The sequence below is a fragment of the Pseudovibrio sp. JE062 genome, assembly GCF_000156235.1.
GTDB lineage: Bacteria > Pseudomonadota > Alphaproteobacteria > Rhizobiales > Stappiaceae > Pseudovibrio.
This window is the reverse complement of sequence record NZ_DS996821.1, coordinates 1-23,423: the sequence shown is the minus strand read 5'-3', so window position 1 is coordinate 23,423 and position 23,423 is coordinate 1. Positions and strand designations below refer to the sequence as shown.

The 23,423-nt window shown below is 50.5% G+C and carries 18 protein-coding genes; 7 read left to right on the top strand and 11 right to left on the bottom strand.

Annotation, left to right across the window (positions count from 1 at the left end):
• The 4 genes from PJE062_RS25650 to PJE062_RS25635 all read left to right on the top strand — a co-directional run.
• Positions 1-2,493, top strand: a 2,493-nt coding sequence (locus PJE062_RS25650; RefSeq protein WP_157039359.1) for a PAS domain-containing sensor histidine kinase, incomplete at its 5' end; no start/stop codon positions are given.
• 39 nt (positions 2,494-2,532) lie between these two features.
• Positions 2,533-3,501 (top strand): threonine dehydratase, encoded by a 969-nt coding sequence (locus PJE062_RS25645; protein WP_008553152.1) that lies wholly within the window; start codon positions 2,533-2,535, stop codon positions 3,499-3,501.
• A gap of 305 nt (positions 3,502-3,806) precedes the next feature.
• Positions 3,807-4,856: a Fe(3+) ABC transporter substrate-binding protein gene (locus tag PJE062_RS25640; RefSeq protein ID WP_008553163.1), complete on the top strand. Its 1,050-nt coding sequence runs from the start codon at positions 3,807-3,809 to the stop codon at positions 4,854-4,856.
• A 147-nt stretch (positions 4,857-5,003) separates the two neighbouring features.
• Positions 5,004-6,629, top strand: coding sequence for an iron ABC transporter permease (locus PJE062_RS25635; protein WP_008553167.1), 1,626 nt, complete (start codon positions 5,004-5,006; stop codon positions 6,627-6,629).
• 87 nt (positions 6,630-6,716) lie between these two features.
• Here the strand turns inward: PJE062_RS25635 and PJE062_RS25630 are convergent, their stop codons facing one another.
• Complete coding sequence (locus PJE062_RS25630; RefSeq protein ID WP_008553173.1) at positions 6,717-7,346, bottom strand: LysE family translocator; 630 nt, start codon at positions 7,344-7,346, stop codon at positions 6,717-6,719.
• 128 nt (positions 7,347-7,474) lie between these two features.
• Here PJE062_RS25630 and PJE062_RS25625 point away from each other — a divergent pair, with 128 nt between their 5' ends.
• Positions 7,475-8,278, top strand: coding sequence for a hypothetical protein (locus PJE062_RS25625; protein WP_157039357.1), 804 nt, complete (start codon positions 7,475-7,477; stop codon positions 8,276-8,278).
• 112 nt (positions 8,279-8,390) lie between these two features.
• On the opposite strand, the gene PJE062_RS25620 is transcribed toward PJE062_RS25625, so the two are convergent.
• The 7 genes from PJE062_RS25620 to PJE062_RS25590 all read right to left on the bottom strand — a co-directional run bounded on the left by PJE062_RS25620 (position 8,391) and on the right by PJE062_RS25590 (position 14,988).
• Complete coding sequence (locus tag PJE062_RS25620; RefSeq protein ID WP_008553150.1) at positions 8,391-9,065, bottom strand: YrbL family protein; 675 nt, start codon at positions 9,063-9,065, stop codon at positions 8,391-8,393.
• A 111-nt stretch (positions 9,066-9,176) separates the two neighbouring features.
• Positions 9,177-9,806, bottom strand: coding sequence for a CoA transferase subunit B (locus PJE062_RS25615; protein ID WP_008553169.1), 630 nt, complete (start codon positions 9,804-9,806; stop codon positions 9,177-9,179).
• Positions 9,807-9,821: 15 nt separating this feature from the next.
• Positions 9,822-10,517, bottom strand: a complete 696-nt coding sequence (locus PJE062_RS25610) for a CoA transferase subunit A (protein WP_008553148.1) — start codon at positions 10,515-10,517, stop codon at positions 9,822-9,824.
• Between the two features lie 302 nt (positions 10,518-10,819).
• Positions 10,820-11,641 (bottom strand): ABC transporter permease, encoded by an 822-nt coding sequence (locus PJE062_RS25605; RefSeq protein WP_008553149.1) that lies wholly within the window; start codon positions 11,639-11,641, stop codon positions 10,820-10,822.
• Entirely contained in the window at positions 11,641-12,642 is a 1,002-nt protein-coding gene (locus PJE062_RS25600; protein WP_008553154.1) for an ABC transporter permease subunit, read from the bottom strand. Before PJE062_RS25600 ends, PJE062_RS25605 begins: the two co-directional genes overlap by 1 nt.
• Positions 12,643-12,652: 10 nt before the next feature.
• Entirely contained in the window at positions 12,653-13,804 is a 1,152-nt protein-coding gene (locus tag PJE062_RS25595; RefSeq protein ID WP_208982492.1) for an ABC transporter ATP-binding protein, read from the bottom strand.
• A gap of 92 nt (positions 13,805-13,896) precedes the next feature.
• Entirely contained in the window at positions 13,897-14,988 is a 1,092-nt protein-coding gene (locus PJE062_RS25590) for a polyamine ABC transporter substrate-binding protein (protein WP_008553160.1), read from the bottom strand.
• A gap of 738 nt (positions 14,989-15,726) precedes the next feature.
• On the opposite strand from PJE062_RS25590, the gene PJE062_RS25585 reads away from it, so the two are divergent.
• Together PJE062_RS25585 and PJE062_RS25580 are read left to right on the top strand one after the other, a co-directional pair.
• The gene (locus PJE062_RS25585) at positions 15,727-17,127 is read left to right on the top strand and encodes a glutamine synthetase family protein (protein WP_008553156.1); all 1,401 of its coding nucleotides are present in this window, start codon (positions 15,727-15,729) and stop codon (positions 17,125-17,127) included.
• Between the two features lie 465 nt (positions 17,128-17,592).
• A complete protein-coding gene (locus tag PJE062_RS25580; protein WP_008553172.1) occupies positions 17,593-18,876 on the top strand; it encodes a diguanylate cyclase in 1,284 nt (427 codons plus the stop codon).
• Positions 18,877-18,896: 20 nt separating this feature from the next.
• Here the strand turns inward: PJE062_RS25580 and PJE062_RS25575 are convergent, their stop codons facing one another.
• The 3 genes from PJE062_RS25575 to PJE062_RS25565 all read right to left on the bottom strand — a co-directional run bounded on the left by PJE062_RS25575 (position 18,897) and on the right by PJE062_RS25565 (position 23,113).
• A complete protein-coding gene (locus tag PJE062_RS25575) occupies positions 18,897-19,649 on the bottom strand; it encodes an SDR family oxidoreductase (RefSeq protein WP_008553174.1) in 753 nt (250 codons plus the stop codon).
• 30 nt (positions 19,650-19,679) lie between these two features.
• Positions 19,680-21,158: an aldehyde dehydrogenase family protein gene (locus tag PJE062_RS25570; RefSeq protein WP_008553153.1), complete on the bottom strand. Its 1,479-nt coding sequence runs from the start codon at positions 21,156-21,158 to the stop codon at positions 19,680-19,682.
• Positions 21,159-21,247: 89 nt separating this feature from the next.
• Positions 21,248-23,113, bottom strand: coding sequence for an ABC transporter ATP-binding protein (locus PJE062_RS25565; protein ID WP_008553162.1), 1,866 nt, complete (start codon positions 23,111-23,113; stop codon positions 21,248-21,250).
• Positions 23,114-23,423: the final 310 nt, after the last annotated feature.

Sequence of the window (23,423 nt, the reverse complement as noted above, 5' to 3'; positions counted from 1 at the left end):
GCAGAGGCATCTGAAGAAGTAACGGCAGAGGCCGCAATTGTTGTTGAGACGGTTGCAGAGCCCGAAGTTGAAGCTGAGAGTGAACCGGAAGCCGATATTCCAACAACTGCGGAAGAGCCTTCACATGAGGAAGGCCTGCACTTCCTTCAGGAAGAAGAAGAGCTTGAGGTTGAAGAGAACGAAGGCTTTTTGCAGCTGACAGATGCAGACGTTCTTCGCGATCCTACTGATCCTTTAGAGATTGCGGTTCCGGCTGAAGCTGAGCCTCAGATGGAAGAACTGTCTGAGCCAGCAATGGCAGACGCAGACACCCCGGCACCTGAACTTACCGAACACGCAACCGCTGAGACAGATCTGCAGGCTTTTGAAGAGGATCTGACAGAGCCTAAAGCAGTGGCAGCGGAGGCCGTTGAGAGTGTTAGCGCTGCGCCGACCATTCCTGAACCAACCAGCAAGGATGATTTTGAGCGCGCCATTGCCAATCTGCCTGATGCACCTCAGAAGCAAAACAGAGCTGGCCCACGCAGCCTTGCGGAGCTGACCAACAGCATTGTGCGTTTGGTCGACAAGCATCCAGTTGCCCGCGAAAACACTGGTCTTTCTAAGCCTGAGCAGGACGCATTCGACAAGATTGCCCGTGCACTCGGCGCTGAAAAGAAAGAAGAGCAGTCTGCAAAGGTTGCAGTTGCTCCGGCTGAAGCCGTTGAAGAAGTTCCGGCAACACCAGAGGAAGCTGCAGCCGTTGCTGTTGCAGAAACCGATGTTGTTGAACATGAAGCTTCCGAAGAGACCGCTAAAACTCCAGACAACATCATTCCACTGCCAGCAGAGCCTACTCCACGCGAAGAAGCTATTGAGGCTGAGCCGAAGCAAGACAATGTGACCCATGTGGTCCTGCCTCGTGTCCCGCCGGACATTGAGGAAGCAGCAGAGCGCGCTCGTGAAAAGACCGGACGCATTCCGGACAAACCAATCGTCGCGCCGATTGATCCGCGTTTGCTGGATCGCTTGCCGATTGGCGTTGCTGTTGTTCGTGATCGAGACGTTGTTTACGCCAATGACACCTTGCTTGAGCTGCTCGGGTATGAGCGGTTCGAAGCACTGAATGAAGCAGGCGGCCTAGAAGCGATCTTCGCTGAGCCGGAAGAATGCCCTACTCCAAGCCCTCAAACCGTGGACCGGATTGTTCATGTACGGCTTGCGGAAGGCGGTGTGCTTTCTGTTGACGCACGTATGCACGCGGTTCCGTGGAATGGCGCTCAGGCCCTGATGATTTCAGTGGTCGAGAAGATCCAAAATGAAGCTACAGCAGACACTTCTGCACCAGCGCAACATACCTCAGCTCCAGTAGCTTCCAGTTCTCAAGTGGAACATCTGCATACGCGGATTGAAGAATTGGAATCTGTGCTGGCCACAGCAACCGACGGCGTGCTCGTGATGGATCAGCGCGGTATCATCCGCAGCGCGAACCACTCAGCTGAAGCCCTGTTTAATGCCAGCGAAGACGATCTTCTTGGTGCCCCGTTTACGACCTTCCTAGCCGATGAAAGCCACATAGCTGCGCTCGATTATCTGGATGGTCTGGTCGCGAACGGTGTTTCCAGCGTGCTCAATGACGGACGTGAGATAATTTGCCAGACATTGGATGGCGACATCTTCCCAACCTTCCTGAGTATGGGACGCGTCAGCAGTGCGAATGAGCAGCTGTTCTGCGCGGTTCTGCGTGACATCACGCAGTTCAAGCGAGCGGAAGAAGAGTTGGTCAGCGCGCGTTACAAGGCTGAGGAAGCCAACACGCACAAGTCAGAGTATCTGACAAAGATCAGCCACGAGATCCGTACACCCTTGAACGCCGTGATTGGGTTCTCCGAGGTGATGCAGGAAGAGCGTTTCGGTGAGCTGGGTAACGTTCGGTATAAAGAGTATGCGCGCGATATCCATCGTTCTTGCTCTCACATGCTGACGCTGATCAATGATCTGCTTGATCTTGCCAAGATTGAAGCCGGTAAGATGGATCTGGCGTTTGAAGCCGTTTCAGCGGCAGATATCATTAATGAATGCGTTGCTTTGTTGCAGCCTCAGGCCAATGAGCAGCGGGTCATCATTCGTGCAAGCACACCGTTGTCCGTGCCGAAGATTGTTGCTGATCCAAAGACGCTTCGTCAGATCACACTGAATCTGCTTTCCAATGCCATCAAGTTCAACCGCTCCGGTGGTCAGGTGATTGTCTCGCTTGTGCTTGATCCTAATGGGGAAGTTCATTTGCGGGTTCGCGATACGGGTCATGGCATGTCGAAGGCTGATCTTGAAGCAGCGCTTCAGCCGTTCCGTCGTCTCAACGCCTCAGCCTCAACAGAAGGGTCTGGTCTTGGTCTTCCATTAACCAAAGCCCTTGTGGAAGCGAACCGTGCTTCGTTTTCAATAAATTCTGAAGAGGATGAAGGTACGCTGGCTGAAGTCACCTTCCCACCTCAGCGAGTTCTCGCCGAATAACACGCTCCTGTGGTGGTTTGACCATCGCAGGAGATCCGCATGCTCACACTGGCCGCTTTGGAAGACGCTTCGCACGAGTTGCGGCGCTACATGGTGCCAACAGCGCTTTACAGCTGGCCCTTGCTGAATGACGCGCTGGGGTGTGAGGTTTTCATCAAACATGAGAACCATGCTCCTACGGGCTCCTTCAAAGCCCGCTGTGCACTGCTCTATCTTCTGCGCCAATCTCAACGTCATATCAGCTCTACCAGTTTTGTCGCCGCAACACGCGGAAACTTCGGCCTAGGCATGGCCTGGGCTGCTAAAGTGTTGCATCAGCGAGCTGCAATTGTTGTTCCCCAAGGCACCTCCAAAGAAACGACTGGAGCTATACAGAGCTACGGCGCCTTCCTCATTGAGCATGGGAAGGATTTTGAAGAGGCTCACGACTTTGCCTGCCAGATGGCTGAGGATTCCAAGCAGGTGCTTTCTCCCGGATTTGACTATGATCTTGTTTTGGGTGCAGCCACTTATGCGCTGGAGATTTTCCGCACGATAAAAGATCTTGATGCGGTCTATGTTCCCGTTGGTTTGGGAACAGGCATCTGCGGCTTGATTTCTGTTCGCGATCTCTTTGGGTTGAATACAAAGATCATTGGTGTGGTTGCGGAGAAAGCAGATGGATGTGCCCGGTCTATGGAAGCTGGTGAATACACGCTGACCTCCTCGGCCAATACCTTCGCTGAAGGCATCAGCGTACGAGGTCCAGCCCGAGAGGCATTTGCATTAATCCGATCCGGTGCGGAGCGCATCATTCGTGTAAGTGAAGACGAGATCGCAGAAGCTATCCGCTTGCTCTACCGCACTACACACAATGCAAGTGAGGGCGCCGCTGCAGCTGGTCTTGCCGGTCTTTCAAAAGAACGAGGCAACCTGCAAGGTAAGAAGGCCTCCTTTATTTTATGCGGGCAAAACATGAACCGCATCTGGATGGCCAAGGTGCTTCAGGGCGACACGCCTATTCCGTAAAATTGGAATCATTTCCGTTCGTTAGACATGTAGCAAGCGCGCACTTATCCTCTTTCCGGCTCACTTGTTTTCAACAACTCTGAGTTTTTCAGTAAACTTTTTGACTGCGTATACGTAAGCCGCAATTGAAAATCATTCGCAATTGCAGACAGATAGCAGCAAAAAAGCTGAATTTCATAGTTTAGAATAGTTCTATCTCTTTGTTTTCACGTAGTTTATTAGTTGACAGCAAAAGTCAACTTTCCGATATAACGGCAAATGACAAGCGTTTGCAGACGCATATTCGATCACTCAGGAGACTATCGATGAAGACGTTGCTTAAGGGAATTGGGCTGTCAGTAGTTGGCTTCGCACTTGGCACAACTGGCCTTGTTGCTTCTGCACAGGCAGAAGGTGAAGTGAACATTTACTCTTACCGCCAGCCAGAACTGATCAAACCGCTTCTCGATGCGTTTACTGAGAAAACCGGTGTTAAAACCAATGTTGTTTTCGCTAAGAAAGGCCTTGGCGAGCGCATGAAGGCTGAGGGCAAGAACTCTCCAGCTGACATCCTTCTTTCCGTGGACATCGGACGTCTGCAAGGCGCAAAAGATCTTGGCGTTACTCAGGCCGTTGAAAACGACGCTATCAATGGCAACATTCCTGCAAACCTGCGTGACGCAGAAGGCCACTGGTTCGGTCTGACCACCCGTGCACGTGTTATCTATGCATCCAAAGATCGCGTTGCTCAGGACAGCATCACTTATGAAGAGCTTGCTGATCCAAAATGGAAGGGCCGCATCTGCACACGCTCAGGCCAGCACGTTTACTCCATCGGTTTGTTTGCTTCCATGGTTGCACACAAAGGCGACGCTGAAGCTCAGAAGTGGCTGGAAGCAGTTCGTGACAACCTTGCACGCAAGCCAACCGGCAACGACCGCGCACAGGTTAAGTCCATCTTCGCTGGCGAATGTGACATCTCCTTGGGCAATACCTACTACATGGGTAAAATGCAGACCAACGAGAAAGATCCTGAGCAGAAGGATTGGGCGGATTCCGTACGCATCCTGTTCCCGAACTCAGCTGATCGCGGCACTCACGTGAACATCTCCGGTATGGTTCTAGCGAAGCATGCACCGAACAAAGACAACGCAGTGAAGCTGATGGAATTCCTTGCTTCTGGCGATGCTCAGGCTATCTACGCAGCGCAGAACTTCGAGTACCCAGTTAAGCCAGGTGTTGAGCCATCTGAATTGGTTGCCTCCTGGGGCACCTTCAAAGCTGATCCAATCTCTCTGAACGAGATTGCAGCGAAACGTGCGAAAGCAAGTGAACTGGTTGACGTGGTTGGTTTCGACAACGGCCCATCCAGCTAAGTTCCAATATCCAATTTGAGTTGAAGCCACTCCATGACATCCAGGCACGGGCATAGTGGATCGCCACAATACAGAACTGCCGCCCCCTCTTCTCGAGGGGAGCGGCTTCTCGCGTTTGGTACCTACTTTTTAACCGGCCTCGTCGTGATGCCGGTTTTCGCAATTGTTATTATGGCTATGGGGTCTTCGGGCAATCTGTGGCCGCACCTCATTTCAACCATTTTGCCGCGCTCTATCTCCACCACGTTTCAGTTGATGGTCGGCGTTGGCATTATCGTTTTCGTGGTTGGCGTCAGCACAGCGTGGCTTGTTACCATGTGCCGCTTTCCTGGGCGGCGCTGGTTTGATCTGGCATTGCTGCTGCCATTTGCTGTTCCAACCTACATTATCGCGTTCTCTTACGTGGAACTGCTGGATTATACAGGTCCAGTTCAAGGCCTGATCCGCGATATCTTCGGTTTCAAAACCTCACGTGATTACTGGTTCCCAGAGATCCGTTCTCTTGGCGGCGCGATGTTCGTGATGGGGTTTGTTCTCTATCCTTATGTTTATCTAAGCGCACGCGCATCCTTCCTGATCCAGTCAGCTTGTGCTCTTGATGTTTCCCGCACGCTTGGTGCTGGCCCAATGCGTCTTTTCTGGAAGGTTGCACTGCCTTTGGCACGCCCGGCTATCGTGGTTGGTGTGACTCTGGCATTGATGGAATGCTTGAACGACATCGGGGCAGTTTCCTTCTTCGGTGTTCAGACCCTTACGTTCTCCGTCTACGATACTTGGCTGAACCGCTCGAACCTGACCGGTGCTGCCCAGATCGCGACCATCATGCTGGTGTTCGTTCTGGCACTGATGTTTATCGAGTACTACGGTCGTCGAAAGCAGCGTTTTCATCAGACAACGGGTACATATCGCGCTCTGCCAAGCTATGAGTTGAAAGGCTGGCGTGGCTGGGTTGCTGTCGTTGTCTGTGCGCTGCCGATTGTGCTGGGCTTTGTGTTCCCTGCCTTGTTGCTCCTGAGCCGTGCGAGCCGACGTGTTGAAGATCTGTTTGAGCCAGCGCTTTGGGCCGCGGCAGGCAACACGCTCTGGCTCGCGGCTGTGGCTGCCGCTGTTTCTATCGGCATCAGCTTGACCCTTGCTTATCGCCGCCGCCTGTTCCCAAGTAAGGTGACCACCACATTGGGTCGTATTGCTTCCATCGGCTATGCTGTACCGGGAACCATTCTGGCGGTTGGTATTCTGTTCCCTGTTGCTGCGCTCGACAATATGATCTCGGAGGGTGCAGAAACCCTGTTTGGTTTTGGTACAGGCCTTCTGCTCATCGGCTCAGGTACTGCGCTCATCTACGCCTACGTGGTGCGTTTTCTGGCGATGTCTTACGGTCAGATTGATGGCGGTTTTGGCAAGATCACACCGCATTACGATATGGCCTCTCGTAGCCTAGGGCAGACCGCCTGGGGAACCTTAGGCCGTGTTCACATGCCATTGATGAAACCGGTGATCTTGTCAGCTACTCTGCTCTCCTTCGTCGAATGCATGAAGGAACTTCCTGCGACGTTGCTGCTGCGCCCATTCAACTTCGAGACATTAGCAACCACGGTTTACAATGCTGCCTCTCGTGAGGCCTTTGAGGACGCTGCTTTGCCTGCACTCTGTATCGTTCTGGTAGGAATCATCCCGGTTATCATGCTGGCCAAGACAAGTGCTGATACATTCCGAGAGAAGCGTGGTAACACGCGTACAGCAAAAGGTGCAGCAATGATGCCTGCTGAATGAGAGTTGGATCCGAAGTTAGAACAATAAAAAAGCCGCCGAGAACTTCTCAGCGGCTTTTCTTTTATCAGAAGCAGTTGAACCCGTTCGCTAACGCGTCGCTGCAGCCAGTTTCAGAGCCATACCAACGAACACAACAGACGCAATGCGGTTCATGACTTTTTGAGCCGTTACGGACTTGCTTAGGCGATCGCCAATGGAACCGGCAGCGAAAGCGATGGAGCCAAAGACCAAAATAGCAGAAAGCATAAACACTACACCAAGCTGCAAGAACTGCGGCATCACTGGACCGTAAGCTGGATCAACAAACTGCGGGAAGAAAGAGAGGAAGAAGATCGCGACTTTAGGATTGGTGATGTTCATGATCACGCCCCGGCGATACAAGGGGATCAACGAAGAATGATCAACCTTACTGTTCTGCTGAACAGGCTCAGGCTTCGCTCTAAACGCTCCCCAAGCGAGATACAGCAGATAACCAACGCCAAGCACCTTCACAACAGTAAACGCCAGCTCAGACGCCTGAAAAATCGCAGACACACCAAGCGCAACCGCAGTTGTATGAAATATAAGGCCTGTACAAAGCCCCAGCGTGACCGCAATCCCAGCCATGCGCCCGCACACAGCAGACTGTGTCAGTACAAAAATGTTGTCAGGGCCAGGTGCCAATGCCAGCAAAACAGTGACGGTGAAGAAACCGGCGAGTACGTCTATTGGGATCACGCAGTGCTCCAATATTTTACCAAAAACCTCTATTTTCATAATTCATTAAGGCATAAGAAACAAGCGGCATCACCATTCCCATGACTAGGCGTCAGGCTTGGTAGTTATTAACTGCTATGGAAAGCATCATGAAAAAACTCATGTTTGGAAGCCTTATGCTTCTTAGTCTGGTCGCCAGCCACACTCTTGCTCAAGACTCCAATTTGTACAACTGGCTGATTGGGCTAGATGGCAAAAATCAATCCCTTGTGCTTAAGCAATCTACGCTTTTGGGGAAAGGAAATTTTAAAATCGCATATAAAATGCGGGGACCCGACGAAGAGGTGGTTCTTAAGACCTGTCCAAATGATGAGGGAGGTACAGGTAGCTGCATGAGGGAAATGCAGAGCCAGATAGAGGATTATGTGACGTTGCAACGGGACTTCAGGGATCGACTGGTGTCGTTTTATCCAGAAAACCCAGATCGTGTCAGCCCTTTTGTCTGTGCTGACGATAAAATTGCTTCCGAGGACAAGAACTGCGCTGTCATTCTGGAGAGTTATCTTGATGGCATCTGGCAGCGGCTTGACGCAGACTTCGGACAACTGGCAGACGTCTGTTTATGGCACCAAGGCGTTGAGTTGGAAGCTTTTCAACAAGAACTCTTTAAAGACCTTAAAGGATCATTTGACAGGGCTGGCCTTGGTGACTTGATGTCTGAGCAAAATGCCAGCTCTCTAGCAGACATTTCTTCAAGTTTGCTCCGGGTAGAGTACTTTCTTGAAGATCTTCAAGGTGCTTTTACAGAGCAAGGCTTTTTTATGAGTGACACTGGCGTCGGCGAGGTTGAAGAGAGCTTTAACACACGCAACTGTCAGGTTAACTGGTTGTGTGCTATTGCTAAAGGCGTGTTTTCTGAAGCTCGCTGCGAGTTTGTGCAGGAAGAAGACTAAAACGCCTGACAGGATGTCGGTTCGCTTTTTTCGGCAGCTAGCATTGGCTGTTAGTAGGAGCAACGATATGGGCAAACTAGATTAAGACGGTATTGACCGCAGATACTACTTACTAAGGGTTGCCCTTATCTTCTGTCAGCTTCTCGGCCCTATCAGATAGCAATGGGCCAGGCCTCCAAGTGTAGCGACTGCGGCGCTCTGTATAAAAGCTTAGTAACCGATTTCCCGGATAAATATATTTACTGAAGAAGTAATAGAGCATCTTCACTTGAACAAATGGTCTGATGTTTTCAAACCATTTTTTCTGCGTGTGCCCTACCCCGTCTATCAAGATTAGCTTAAAGTTGCCATCTTTCAGCTTCTGGACACAGATATTCCAAGGACGGATATCTCGACATAACACCGCCTCTTGGATGAGATCCCGTCTAAATCTCTTTAAGGCTTCTTGAAATTCTCGGGTTTCAATAAACTCCGGATCTTCTTGAAGAACCTTCATCAGAATTTGGGATGGCCGACCCGTATCGTGATCAGTAACCAAATCATACATTGCACCGAAACCATGATTGGTCTCGATACTGCCTCTGTAGTTCGAAATGACTGAAAATTCTCTGTGATTTCTTTGTTGCATCAACTGCTCGAACAGTTGGGCTTCAGCTAAAGTCGATCCAGATCCCTTCCCGGTCTTGCTTGCATCAACCTTGATGCAAACTTTCGGATTTTCAGGGTGCAGATAGACCTTACGCACTCCGCCGAGCGCGATCAATTGCTCTTCATTCAGAGTTATCACAGAACAGATACCTTCGTTGAGAAGGGTCGTATTTAGCAATTATTCTTATTAGTTACAAATAAAAAGAGAGGACAAATTGCCCTCTCTTGTCTTGCTGAGAATGTAGCTTGGTTAGTCTACCAAGTTTGCTTCAGTTTTTTCTTTGATCTCTTCCAGGGTCACACCGTCGGCCATTTCGACGACTTTCAGGCCACCTTCAACCACGTCGAACACACCAAGATTGGTGATGATGCGATCTACGCAGCTCACGCCGGTGAGTGGCAGGGCGCATTTATGCAGCAGTTTTTTGTCACCGCGTTTGTTGGTGTGGTCCATGATGACAACAACGCGTTTAACGCCAGCCACCAGGTCCATAGCACCGCCCATGCCTTTGACCATTTTGCCCGGGATCATCCAGTTGGCAAGGTCACCTTCTTCGGAGACTTCCATTGCGCCAAGGATGGACAGGTCGATGTGACCGCCACGGATCATGCCGAAGCTATCTGCGGATGAGAAATAGCTGGTGCGATCCAGTTCTGTGATGGTCTGCTTGCCAGCATTGATCAAGTCAGCGTCGACTTCATCCTCAGTCGGGAACGGCCCCATGCCGAGCATGCCGTTTTCAGACTGCAGTGCAACGTTCATTCCGTCAGGAATGTAGTTTGCAACGAGTGTCGGGATACCGATGCCAAGGTTTACGTAGAAACCGTCCTGGAGTTCTTTCGCCGCGCGGGCGGCCATTTCGTCACGATTCCAAGCCATGATTAATGTCCTCCCTCAAGCTTCGCGTGTGGTGCGCTGTTCGATGCGCTTTTCGAATGAACCAACAACGATACGGTCGACGAAGATACCCGGAGTATGGATCTGATCCGGATCCAGCTCACCGATCTCAACAAGCTCTTCAACTTCCACTATGGTGGTCTTACCAGCGGTTGCCATCATTGGGTTGAAGTTGCGTGCTGTCTTGCGGAAGATCAGGTTGCCTTCTTTGTCGGCTTTCCATGCTTTCACGAGAGACAGATCTGAGACCAGACCGGTTTCCATGATGTAGGTTTCACCGTTGAAGTCTTTGTGCTCTTTGCCTTCTGCGATCAGGGTACCAACACCGGTCTTGGTGTAGAAACCCGGGATACCTGCACCGCCTGTACGAATACGCTCTGCCAGAGTACCCTGAGGGTTAAACTCCAACTCGAGGTCGCCATCCAGATACTGGCGCTCGAAGGTTGCGTTTTCGCCAACGTAAGAAGACACCATCTTCTTGATCTGACGTGTCTGCAACAGCAGGCCCAGACCGAAGTCATCAACGCCTGCGTTGTTCGAGATGGCGGTCAGGTCTTTTGCGCCGGAATCTCGCAGCGCAATAATCAGGTTTTCAGGAATGCCACAAAGACCAAACCCACCTGCCATGACGATCATTCCGTCAAAGGTAAGTCCTTCCAGAGCAGCGGCAGCACTTGGATAAACTTTATTCATTATAAACTCCCAATACATGAGTTGGTAAAACTCACGTTTCTCATTCCCCAGAACGCAAGCAATACCGCCTTTTCATGCTGGCAACAGGATCTGACGAATCCATCAGTGTCAGCATCCTGCCTTTCCCTCCTAGGGAAAATAGGTATAGCGACGTCACCGTTGATAGACGTGTTTTATGTCCTCGCCAAGTGCTCTTTGTACCGAGAACGACTATTTATTGAGGTGAAAACCATAAAGCTGGGAGGAATGAGTGTTTGCAGTGCACAATTGCGCTAAAAAACCTCCCAGATTCATGAAGTTTCCTAAAGGTGGGCTGCTGCGAGTCGCTCTTCTTCCATGCGCTTCAGTCTTTGCCGCTTTGTGAGGAGAGAGGCAAAGATGACACCAACAGTCACCAGAGCGACTAGAATGGTGCAAATGGCGTTGATCTCAGGCGTGACCCCCAAACGGACTTGCGAATAGATCTTCATTGGCAGGGTCGTGGATCCCGGCCCTGAGTTAAAGCTCGCAATCACCAAATCATCCAGTGACAAAGTGAAAGCCAGCATCCAGCCTGCCAGCACGCCCGGGAAGATCTGTGGGAGCGTTATACGGAAGAATGTGCGAACAGGCGGGCACCCCAGATCCATGGCAGCTTCTTCCAAGGATCTATCAAAGCCTGAAAGACGTGACTGGACCACGATTGCCACGTAACACATTGAGAAGGTGGTGTGGGCGATCATAATGGTCCAGAAACCACGGTTCTGATCGATGGCTACAAAGAGCAGTAGTAGAGATAGGCCGAGAATGACTTCTGGCATCACAAGTGGTGCGTAGATCATGCCGGAGAATAGCGTTCGTCCCCCAAAGCGCCCTTGCCTTGCCAAGACCAGCGCTGCCAGCGTACCGAGCACAGTGGCCAGTGTAGCTGATGTGAGGCCGACACGAAGCGTGACCCAGGCAGCTTCTAGCAGTTGCTCGTTTTGTAGCAGTGAGGCGTACCATTTGGTTGAGAAACCGGTCCATACAGTTACTAATCGTGACTCATTGAATGAGAACACAATCAGGATAACAATTGGCAAGTAGAGGAAACTGAAGCCCAAGATCAGCGATGTGAGATTGAACCAACTTGGTTTCGACGGCATCACACATCCCCCTCATTACGACGGGTCTCATGCCGTTGGAACAACATTATCGGAATTATCAGCAAGGCCAGAAGGACGATGGCCACAGCAGAGGCGACTGGCCAATCGCGGTTAGAGAAGAACTCGACCCAGAGCGTTTTGCCAATCATGAGGGTTGAAGATCCGCCTAAGAGATCTGGGATGACAAACTCGCCAACAGCGGGGATGAAGACGAGGAAGCAGCCCGCAATCATACCTGGCAGAGCAAGAGGAACCGTGACACGCCAGAAGGTCTTCCATGGCGGGCACCCAAGGTCTTCTGCAGCCTCAATCAATGTGGTGTCCAGCTTTTCAAGAGAGGAGTAAAGCGGGAGTACCATGAAAGGCAGATAGGAGTAGATGATACCGATATATACAGCGATACTGGTGTTGAGGATGACCAGCGGCTCATCGATTACACCAATCGTGATCAATGCTTGATTAAGTAAACCATCTGTTTTGAGAATGCCGATCCAAGCGTACACACGGATCAGGAAGCTGGTCCAAAATGGTAGGATCACCATCATCACTAATGTCGGATGCCAGCTGCGTGGAGCGCGTGCCATGCCGTAAGCAATTGGAAAGCCGACCAGTAAAGTCAGTAATGTGGATAGGAAAGCAATTTGCAGGCTAGTGACATAGGCCTGCCAATAAAGGGCATCCTCCGTCAACCAAATGTAATTGTCGAGTGACCATCGCTCTGCTGCTTCCCACAAGCCTGCAAGACCTTTGCTCCAATCAATGACAGGCAGATAGGGCGGAATTGAAACTGCGGCTTCTGATAGGGAGATCTTTGCAACAATGACAAAGGGCACCAAAAAGAAGAGGAGAAGCCAGAGGTATGGCACACAGATGAGCGCAAAACGGCCCCAGCCCCCTTTAGGATTGGTCGGCGCATTCTCCGGTTCCTCAGGCTTATAACGTGGAACAGGCACTGTTTCTGAACGGGTGATGCCTGTAGAAGAGAGGCTGGGATCTGTCATCGGCTTCCCCTCATCGTGTCAGGATGACGCCGGCATCACTATCCCATGACAGCCAGACCTGATCTTCCCAAGTGATTGGGCGCTCCACCAAACGCGTGGTGTTTGCAACAATCGCTCTTAGAGTTTCAGTCTCCGCCACTTTGATGTGATAGATGGAAACATCTCCCATGTAGGCGATATCCCAGACTTCCCCCTGAATAGCATTGGTTCCGGGATGTTCCGGCTTATCAAAGGAGATGCGCATTTTTTCTGGACGGATTGCCAGAGCCGCGTGATCCCCGACACAGGCTGGTGTCGGATAGCGCACATCCAGATGGTCGCCCAGAACGGATGAGAACATCTGAACGTTTTCATTCTCCTTCTTCGTGACCTGACCATCCAACACGTTGATGTCACCGATAAACTCCGCCACGAAGCGTGAGTTAGGCTGCTCGTAGATTTCACCCGGTGTGGCGTTCTGTAGAATTCTGCCTTTGTCCATGACAGAAATACGATCTGCCACTGTCATCGCTTCTTCCTGATCGTGGGTCACAATGAGGAAAGTCATACGCAGCTGCTCTTGTAAGTTGATGAGTTCCAGTTGCGTTTCTTCGCGGAGTTTTTTGTCTAACGCTGCGAGTGGTTCATCCAGAAGCAACACCTTTGGACGTTTGGCGAGAGATCTTGCAAGGGCTACGCGTTGACGCTGACCGCCGGAAAGCTGATGAGGTTTGCGTTTGGCAAAGCCTTCCAGCTTCACTAAACTGAGCATCTCATGAACACGACTTTTGATTTCCCTGGCAGGAAGACCATCCATTTCCAATCCAAACGCAATGTTCTTCTCAACATTCATATGCGGGAACAAGGCGTAAGACTGGAACATCATATTCACTGGACGCTTGTATGGCGGAACACCCGCAAGGTCCTGTCCCTCAAGAAAGATCTGGCCTTCTGTCGGCGCTTCAAATCCAGCCAACATTCTCATCAATGTGGTTTTGCCGCATCCTGAACCACCAAGCAGAGCGTGAAACTCTCTCTTGTAGATCTTGAGGGAAAGATTATCGACGGCTACAAAATTGCCAAAACGCTTCGTGATATTCCGAAATTCAATAAAGGGCTGCTCGCTCGGGTCGTCCCAAGGTGAAAATGCGCGACGTACAGGACCCAGCGGTTTCTTCGCCAATACTCCAATCCCTTTCAATGGCCTGTTTGTTCAATAGGTTAAGGTGGAGCTGCAGTATGTGAGGCAACTCCACCCTCAAAGGCCAATTGGTTTTAATGACCCGTCTTTACGGTTGTGAACGTGCGGTTCATGATGCGCTGTGCCTTCAACGGCTTGGCACCGATGGTGTACAAACGCTGCTTAACTTCATCTGTTGGGTATATATTTGGATTTGAGGTCACTTCCTCATCCACCAGAACCGTCGCGTCTTTGTTGCCGTTTGCGTAGTAGACGTAGTCCGACATCTTTGCGATCACTTCCGGGCGCATCAGGTAGTTGATGAACTCGTGTGCCTCTTCAACGTTCTCTGCATCAGCTGGGATAGCGATCTGGTCAAACCACATCTGAGCACCTTCGTTTGGAAGGATATAAGTGACTTCAACGCCCTTATCAGCTTCTGCTGCGCGGTCTGCTGCCTGAAGCACGTCACCAGACCAACCATAGGCAAGGCAGATGTCTCCATTTGCAAGACCGTTCACAAACTCAGAATTGTGGAACTTGCGGATGTAAGGACGGATGGTTTCCAGAAGCTCACCTGCTTTGCGAATGTCCTGAGGGCTGTTGGAATCTGGGTTGAGGCCGAGGTAGTGCATTGCTGCCGGGAACATCTCATCCGGCTCATCCATGACATATACGCCGCAATCAGCAATCTTGGAGAGCTCATCAACATCAAACAGCAGATCCCAACTGCCGATTGGTGCATCTGGATTCAAGGCGCGGATTTTCTCTTCATTCACGCCGTACCCTGAGGTGCCCCACATATAGTTGACGGAGAACTCATTGCCCGGATCAAACACTTCAATACGTTCTTGCAGAAGTGGATCCATGTGCTTGAGGTTTGGGAGCAGATCTTTATCGAGCTTTTGATAGACACCGGCCTGGATCTGGCGTTGGAGGAAGGTGGCGCTGGGAACTACAACATCATAACCAGTTTTACCAGTTAGCAGCTTTGTTTCCAAAACCTCGTTGGAGTCGAAGGTGTCGTAATTGACCTTGATCCCAGTTTCCTTTTCGAAATCTTTGAGAACTTGTGCGTCAACATAGTCGGACCAGTTGTAAACATTTACCACTCGATCCTCGGCAAGAGCGGCTGACATAGAAAGCGCGAGTGCCGCAGCTCCTGACAACAGAATTATTCTTTTCATTCTCAAATACTCCAATTTCAAAAACAGAGGTTTTGCGGGCGTTTTCGCCGCTCTCCTCTGCATACAGCCGCCATGGTCTATCTTTCTGGTGACGGATTAATTTCGGCTACATTCCAAACCAATATTTTATGGGAATACCGAAGGCGCACAGTGCGCCAACAGCATTCAGCTCAGGTGATATTCTGAGGCATTCGGATTTCTACTGAGTAGCATTAATCTGTGTCCATAGCAGGTTGGCTAAACATCACTATTTTGGAGAAAATGCGTTCGTTTTATACAGATTTTCGATAGCTACCGTAGGGAGAAATCTGGTCGACCTTGTTGGACTTTGCTGAGTATCAGGCCAATCGTTGGTCCGGCGCACTCCTACCCATGAAGCAAACACGAGATTGAGAAAGGGATAGAGCAGAGGTCATTCGTAGCTGCTTCTCTAAAATATAGTTTATCAATGAGATAACAGGCTAAAAAGCACATATCACCAAATGACCTTGAGGAAGAAATGTGGTTGCTTTTGGTTACAGATAAATTTCTAAACCAAAACATCTTTGCGTTGCGGCCAGAAGGCAAAATCACAGTTTTAAGGTCTGAGGATATTTGGGAGATAGAAGTATCTCTGCTAAACTGGCTATCCATCCAGAAATCAAACTGGATTCTTTTAACAGCCACAAAGAGCTGATTTCCCTTTTTATTAGTGAATGACTGCCATGACTATTTGGCGGCAAACCTATTGGATATCCTATGAGTTCTGAAATTAATTCGGATGATGAAGCGGCGCTCAATATGCGCGGTGTGCGCAATCTTGAAGAGGCGCGCACCTGGCTACAAGCCCGGAACATTGGAGATATTGAGTGCGTTGTGCCTGATGTTGCAGGCGTGCCCCGTGGCAAGATGATGCCGACAAACAAGTTTTTCAGCAGCAACACGCTGACAATGCCCTCTTCCATCTTCGCGCAGACCATCTCCGGCGACTATCCTGAAGATGACGATCGCTTTCAGTACAATCCAACGGATGGCGATCTCTATTTCAAACCTGACTATTCTACGCTGACCGTCGTGCCATGGGAGACAGACCCGACGGCTCAGTTGCTACACGATGCGTTCACCAAAGATGACAAGCCCTTCCCGATTGCTCCACGCAATGTCTTGAAACGTGTTCTTGAGCTTTACGATGCAGAGGGATGGAAACCTATTATCGCACCAGAGGTAGAGTTCTATCTGGTGAAGCCCAACACCGATCCTGACTATCCTCTGGAACCACCTGTTGGTCGGTCAGGGCGCCCAGAAGTTGGACGGCAATCCTATTCAATTTCTGCACTGAATGAGTTTGATGAGCTGATCGACGACATTTACGATCTTTCCGAAGCTCAGGGCCTAGAGATTGATACGCTCATTCATGAGGAAGGTGCCGCGCAGATGGAGATCAATCTGCGTCACGGCAATCCGCTGGAACTGGCGGATCAGGCGTTTATGTTCAAGCGCACCATTCGTGAGGCTGCACTGCGACACAACATCTACGCCACCTTCATGGCAAAGGCGATGTCCTCACAGCCGGGCTCGTCCATGCATATTCACCAGTCTATTCTTGATCGGGAGACCGGCCAGAACATCTTCAACAACGCCGAGAATGAAGCGACACCTGCATTTTATCACTTCATCGGCGGGCATCAGCATTACATGCCAGCCTTGATGCCGATTATGGCACCCTATGTAAACTCATATCGTCGCTTTGCGCGCGACAGTGGGTCACCCACCAATCTGTTCTGGGGTTATGACAACCGTACAGTTGGATTGCGTGTTCCGAGTTCATCTCCTGATGCACGACGGCTGGAGAACCGGGTTCCGGGGTCTGATGCAAATCCTTATCTGGTGATCGCTGCGAGTCTGGCAGCTGGGTATCTGGGCATCAAGAAAGGTATCAGTCCGGATAAGCCTCTTGATACAGACAACAGCGAGGTGATGAGTAAGCTGCCGCGGACGTTGCTGCATGCAGTTGATGAATTCGAAGCTGACGAAGATTTGCTTGGTATCTTTGGCGAGCAGTTCGTGGCCACTTATCGCGCCATCAAACTGGAAGAGTACGAGACTTTCATGTCAGTTATCAGCGCTTGGGAGCGTGAATACCTGCTCATGAACGTCTGATTCCGACTCTCAAGGGGGTGGTTTACGCGCGAAACTGTGGATACCACACCCCATAGTTGCGACTCTCAAGATGTAACAACTTAGCCTCTAACAATATTCGTTGAGGCCTTAAGTAGCATAGTTACGAAGAGATACTTTCAAGACCGTAAAATTTAAACCGATTAAGACTTTGAATTTAACTAATTACAAATACATATACGGCTCTAAATTTCGTTAAAACATCACATAAATGTGATCATATATGAAATTATACTTACATATTTTTGCATTTACTGGGTATTTAATTTCTTAAATTCTATTCTTTCATGCAATTTTTGATTTTATTTAATTTTATCACAACTTTATGTCTAATTTTAAATACATTTCAAATATTGTTTATTACAAGCCATATTCGAGGCTATTGATGGCGGTTAATAGGTTGCGAACGCAATTATAATCGCATTTGCTGGTTTTTGAGGACATCACATGCCAGATCAGAAAAAGAGTATTCTTCTCGTTGAGGATGCCAATTTCTTCGCTCGCGTTACTGAAAGCGAGATTGAGCGTGCGGGGCATTATCATGTCACGACGGCGAAAACGTATGCTCAGGCAAAAGCAATATTGGAAGAAGGAAAGGTAAAGCCGTTCCTTGCTCTTGTTGATCTGACGCTACCAGATGCGCCAGATGGTGAAGTCGTGGACCTGACCATCAACGCAGGCCTACCTACGATTGTGTTTTCCGGGCGGTTTGACCAGACCACACGCCGGTCCATTTTGAAGAAGGGGATCGTTGACTACGTTCTGAAGGATTCCCCCGCAAGCCTCGGATATCTTGGGGAGTTGGTGAACCGCGTAAACCGGAACATGAACACCAAAGTCATGATCGTTGATGACTCCTCGCATGCCCTTGCGCTGCTCAAGAAGCGGTTGCAGCTGTATTGCCTGCAAGTGATCACTGCAACTTCTGGTGAGCAGGCGCTCGAAAAGCTTAAGCAGAACCCTGATATCAAGCTGATCATCATCGATCATTTGCTGCCCGGTGCTACTGGGTTTGAGGTGATGACACAGATCCGCCGGACACACAGCTTCAACACGCTGGCTGTTATTGGCATTTCAGCGACAGATGATCCTGCTCTCACAGCGAAGTTCCTCAAGTCAGGAGCAAATGACTTCCTCAATAAGGCCTGTACACCTGAAGAACTGATGCTGCGTGTGTCACAAAACCTCAATCAGCTGGACCGCATCACAGAGCTCACTGAGATGGCGCACCGTGATCCAATGACTGGTTTGTTCAATCGCCGGCATTTGTACAACACGGTCGATAAGCTCCACAAAGACCAGATCAGAGCTGGCAAGGCTATGCGATATGCCATGATCGACATTGATCGCTTCAAGCAGATCAATGACAAGTTTGGTCATGAAACCGGAGACAATCTGATTATCTCGGTCGCGCATCGTATCTCTGACCTTCTTCCACCTAAAAGCGTTGCTGTTCGGATTGGTGGAGATGAGTTCTGTGTTGCCTTACCGGATATTGATGAGCCGACGTCCAAGCAGTTTCTCTCTGAGCTGAGAAGCTCCATGCCGGTTACAGATCCGGGCAACGACGAACATACGTTTGCACCGACAATCAGTGTCGGACTATCTGCAGGTCATGAGGACTCAATGGCGAGTGCTCTGCGGGTTGCGGACCGTTGCCTTTACAGGGCCAAAAAATCAGGCCGCAACCGCATTGTGACCTCTTCGGCCACCACACTTGATGCCATGTAATCTGACGGCGCCATAAGCTGTCAGATTGTCCTCCCCCCGTCGACTTCCAAAGCTACACCAGTGATAAACTGTGCTTCATCCGAGGCAAGCCAGAGTGCTGCGTTGGCAATGTCCTCTGGCCTGGAGAAGCGTCCAAGTGGGATGCTCTCCCGGAACTGCTGGCGCTTTTCCGGCGTATCTTCGCCCATGAACAGCTCCAGCATTCCGGTTTCTCCAGCAACCGGGCACAGGGCGTTAACGCGGATGTTTTGAGGAGCAAGTTCAACGGCCATGGACTTGGTTGCAGTGATAACCCAGCCCTTGGAAGCATTGTACCATGTGAGGCCCGGGCGTGGCCGTATGCCGGCTGTTGAGGCAGTGTTGATGATGACACCGCCGCTTTGCTTTTCCATCTCTGGCAAGACTTCCAGAGTCGTCAGGTAGATGGCCTTTGTGTTGACCTCAAGAATACGGTCGAAGTTGTTTTCATCAACTTGCGTGAGCGGGCAATTGCGGTGGGTGTAGCCAGCGTTGTTGACGACAATGTCCAGACGTCCTGTCTTTTCGACAGCATGAGCCACCATGGCTTTCACATCTGAGCGGACAGTGACATCTGTCTCAATGAAGTAGGCGTTGTCGCCGATATCGTCTGCCAGTTTCTCAGCTGCTATTCCATTGAGGTCAGCGATGATGACCGCTGCACCTTCCTGCGCATATTTTCGTGCAATACCTTCGCCGAAGCCAGCAGCACCGCCAGTGATTATTGCAGTTTTTCCTTCCAATCTTCCTGACACGCTTTCCCTCCCCGCGTGTATTGGTCAGCTTTAAGCATGGCTGACGACAATGGTTTTCAAAACAGAAAATTCCTTCAAAGCCTCAAAGCCTTTTTCCCTGCCGTGGCCTGACTTCTTGACCCCGCCGAATGGAAGTTCCACTCCTCCTCCGGCACCGTAGGTGTTTACAAAGACCTGACCAGAACGAATGGCTTTTGCGACGCGTGTGGCGCGCGCGATGTCTTTGGTCCAGATGCCTGCAACGAGCCCATAGGCTGTGCTGTTGGCAATGCGAATGGCCTCTTCCTCGGTGCGGAATGGGATCACTGACAAGACAGGGCCGAACACCTCATCCTGTGCAAGAGGATGGTCGATTGGCACCGGACCATAGACCTTGGCTGTGGTGTAATAGCCCTCGGTGGGCGCATCAGGGGCGATCGTCCCCTCTCCGATCAAAGGTATGCCATCTGCCTCGGCTTGCTCGCAAAAGGCATTAACACGCCGCAGTTGGCTTGCATTGATCAGAGGTCCGAGATCGAGGCAGTCTTTATACTGGCCTGAGACAACGCTTCTGAAGCTGGATCTGAGCGTGTCCATTGCCTCTTCCCAGCGACTCTGGTGCACAAGCAAACGGGAGCCAGCTGAGCAGGTCTGGCCGCCGTTCTTCAAGATACAATCCTGAATGATCGGGAGAGCCTTACTGAGATCCGCATCTTCGAAGAGGATCTGCGGAGACTTGCCGCCCAGTTCCAGAGTACAGCCAATGTGATTACGGGCTGCTGCGGATTGGATCATTGCGCCCACATCCGGAGAGCCGGTGAACGTGATGAAGTCTACCTCAGGATTGTAAGAGAGCGCGGCTCCAGCTTCTTCTCCTAAACCAGTCAAGATGTTGAGCGTACCTGCCGGAAAACCTGCCTCTAGTGCGAGATTTGCGGTTTCGATGACAGACAGACATGCATCTTCAGAGGGTTTGACGACCAGTGTGTTGCCCATTGCCAGGGATGCCCCAGCAACACGGGCAAAAATCTGCATGGGGTAATTCCATGGCACGATGGACGCAACAACACCATGTGGCTCGCGGACGGTCATGGCCAGATAGTCTGTGGCTATTGGAAGGGTCTCACCTGTGATCTTGTCAGCAGCCCCGCCGTAGAACCTGAAGTACTGAACCGCGGCTGCGATATCGCCATAGCCCTGACTGAGAGGCTTGCCGGTATCCCGAGACTCAAGCTCAGCAAGGTGGTCTTTGTTTGCTTCAACAAGCTCTGCGAGCTTCAGCAGACACTGCCCGCGCTCACCTGCAGACATTCTGGACCACTCAGCGGATTCAAGGGCTGATCGGGCTGAGGAGACGGCCTTACCAACATCGGCTGCGCTGCACCGAGGAATCGTTGCATAGGGCAAGCCAGTGCTCGGACAGATCATATCAATGGTTTCGCCAGAGGAAGCATCACACTGCAACCCATTGATAAGAGCTCTATATTTCTTCAGATTCTGAGAACTGAGTGTCGCGCCAAACTCGGTCATACCGCCCCCCTCGGATGATAAGCTTTGTGCAGGTCATCCAAACGCTAGATCATGTGGGAGGGCGGCGCAATTCTCTTCTTGGGGTAGTTTTATTGAGCTGCTGTTGGCGTGAGAACGGTTTCGGTGTTCTTCACTCCATAAAACTGATTGTGCCACAGCTCGGCATAAAGGCCGTCTTTAGCCAACAGTTCAGCATGGGTACCTGCTTCAACAATCTGGCCTCTATCCATGACGATCAGGCGATCCATTCTGGCGACAGTGGTCAAGCGGTGGGCAATGGCGAGTGTGGTTTTGTCTTTCATCACATCGTTCAGAATTTCCTGAATATCCGCATCCAGCTTGGTGTCCAGCGCTGATGTTGCCTCATCAAGGATCAGGATTGGCGGGTTCTTCAGAAATACACGCGCCAACGCAATACGTTGACGTTGACCGCCTGAAAGCTTGATGCCGCGCTCACCGACATAGGCCTCTAAACCTTTACGGCCCTTGTCATCTTCCAACTCTTCAATGAACTCCAAGGCGTGCGCACGACGAGCTGCTTCACGGACTTGTACTTCAGTCGCATCATCTTTTCCGAGGGCAATGTTGTCGAAAATGGATCGATGGAACAGGGAAGTATCCTGTGTGACGAGGCCAATTTCTGCCCGCAATGTTTCCTGTGTGACGTCTCGTACATCCTGATGGTCAATGGTGATTGATCCGCCTTCAACGTCGTACATGCGCAGAAGAAGGTTGACGACTGTGGACTTGCCAGCCCCAGAATGGCCGACAATGCCAACCTTTTCGCCAGGTTGGATCGCGAAGTTCAGGTCTTTTACAATTGCAGTTTGCTGACCATAAGCGAAGTCTACATTGTTGAACTCAATCAAGCCCTTCTCATAGTGGAACTCTTTGGCCCCTTCTCCATCAGTCAAACCATACGGGCGCGAGAGGATGCTGATGGCTGACTTGAACGTGCCGTAGCCTCGAAACAGGTTGGTCAACATAGACAGCACTTCAAAGAGTTTACTTTCCAACCGGATCACGAAGCCGAGAATGATGGCTACTTCACCCGTTGTGATGAAACCGTTCAACCAGAACCAGAGACTGGCGGCCCCCATGGCTCCTAGTGCAAGAATACTGAGCAGCGTGACGGACAGGCGCGAGTTGGATAGCTCTACTTTGAACAGGTGTACTATATCCCGAAGCTCACGCATGTGGCTCTCAAAGTAATTGAAGGCGCCCCGGTCTCCCTGGAAGAGTTTAACCGTTTGAATATTTGCGTAAATATCAACCAACGCACCGTTTACGCGGTGTGCGCTGTCTGCCCCAAGCTTTGCAACATTCTTGATACGGGGCACGTGATAGTAGGAGGCCACTCCGAACAAAGCCATCCAGACCAAAAGGATTGCGCCCAGAATGGGATGCATCCATGACAACGCAAAGAGAATGGTGCCGATAAAGACAATATTCGGCAAGATCGCCACTGAAACCATGGCAAACATGTCTGCCACTTCGCGCCCGCCCATCCACGTTTTGCTTGTCAGATTTCCCGCGAACTCTTTTTGAAAGAAAGCCATGTCCTGGCCGATCAGGCGCCGAAAGAACTCCATTCGCGTTGCGACTGACATGTTGTTGTGAAAGTTGAGCGACATGAAGAAGGCTTCAAGAAGTGAAAACAGTGGCCGTAAGACCAGAAAACAAATGGCTGTTCCTATTATAAAGTATTGATTTTCTTCCCAGAAGCCAGCAACGCCTGTGGCTTCCATGCGGTCTACAAGAACACCAACAAATGAGAGCATCAGGACGGTAAGGATGCCTTCAGCGAAGACAAGGATCGATAACAGAACCGTCTGTTTCGGATATCTGAGCATCAGGCGGATGAGGTGCTGGAAGTGCGTTCTTCCTTCCCAGTCGATCTCCTTAAGCTCAAAGGGATCAACCAGATTCATAATCCAACGATAAAAAGATGACATGGCCGGGCGGCTCCAGAGAATCGGGCGGGGACTTCAAGGGTAGGTCAGGCGTGAAGCAAATTAAACGGAAATTTGTTCATCTATTGTTCTCAACAGACAGTCAGCACCTTTGCCTTAAGCAGAGCATTGCACCCCTCAGCGCTCTTCGTCCCATACAGTTTTCCAAAGTGATAAACTAATATTTCCAATAGGTTATTCGGAACACAAGCTCATCTTCATTTTTCTTCTTGTTATTTTAGAATTTTCTAATATTCTAATATACAAATTCAAATAGAGGATTAGCCCAATGCGTTATCTTAGCAATTTAGGT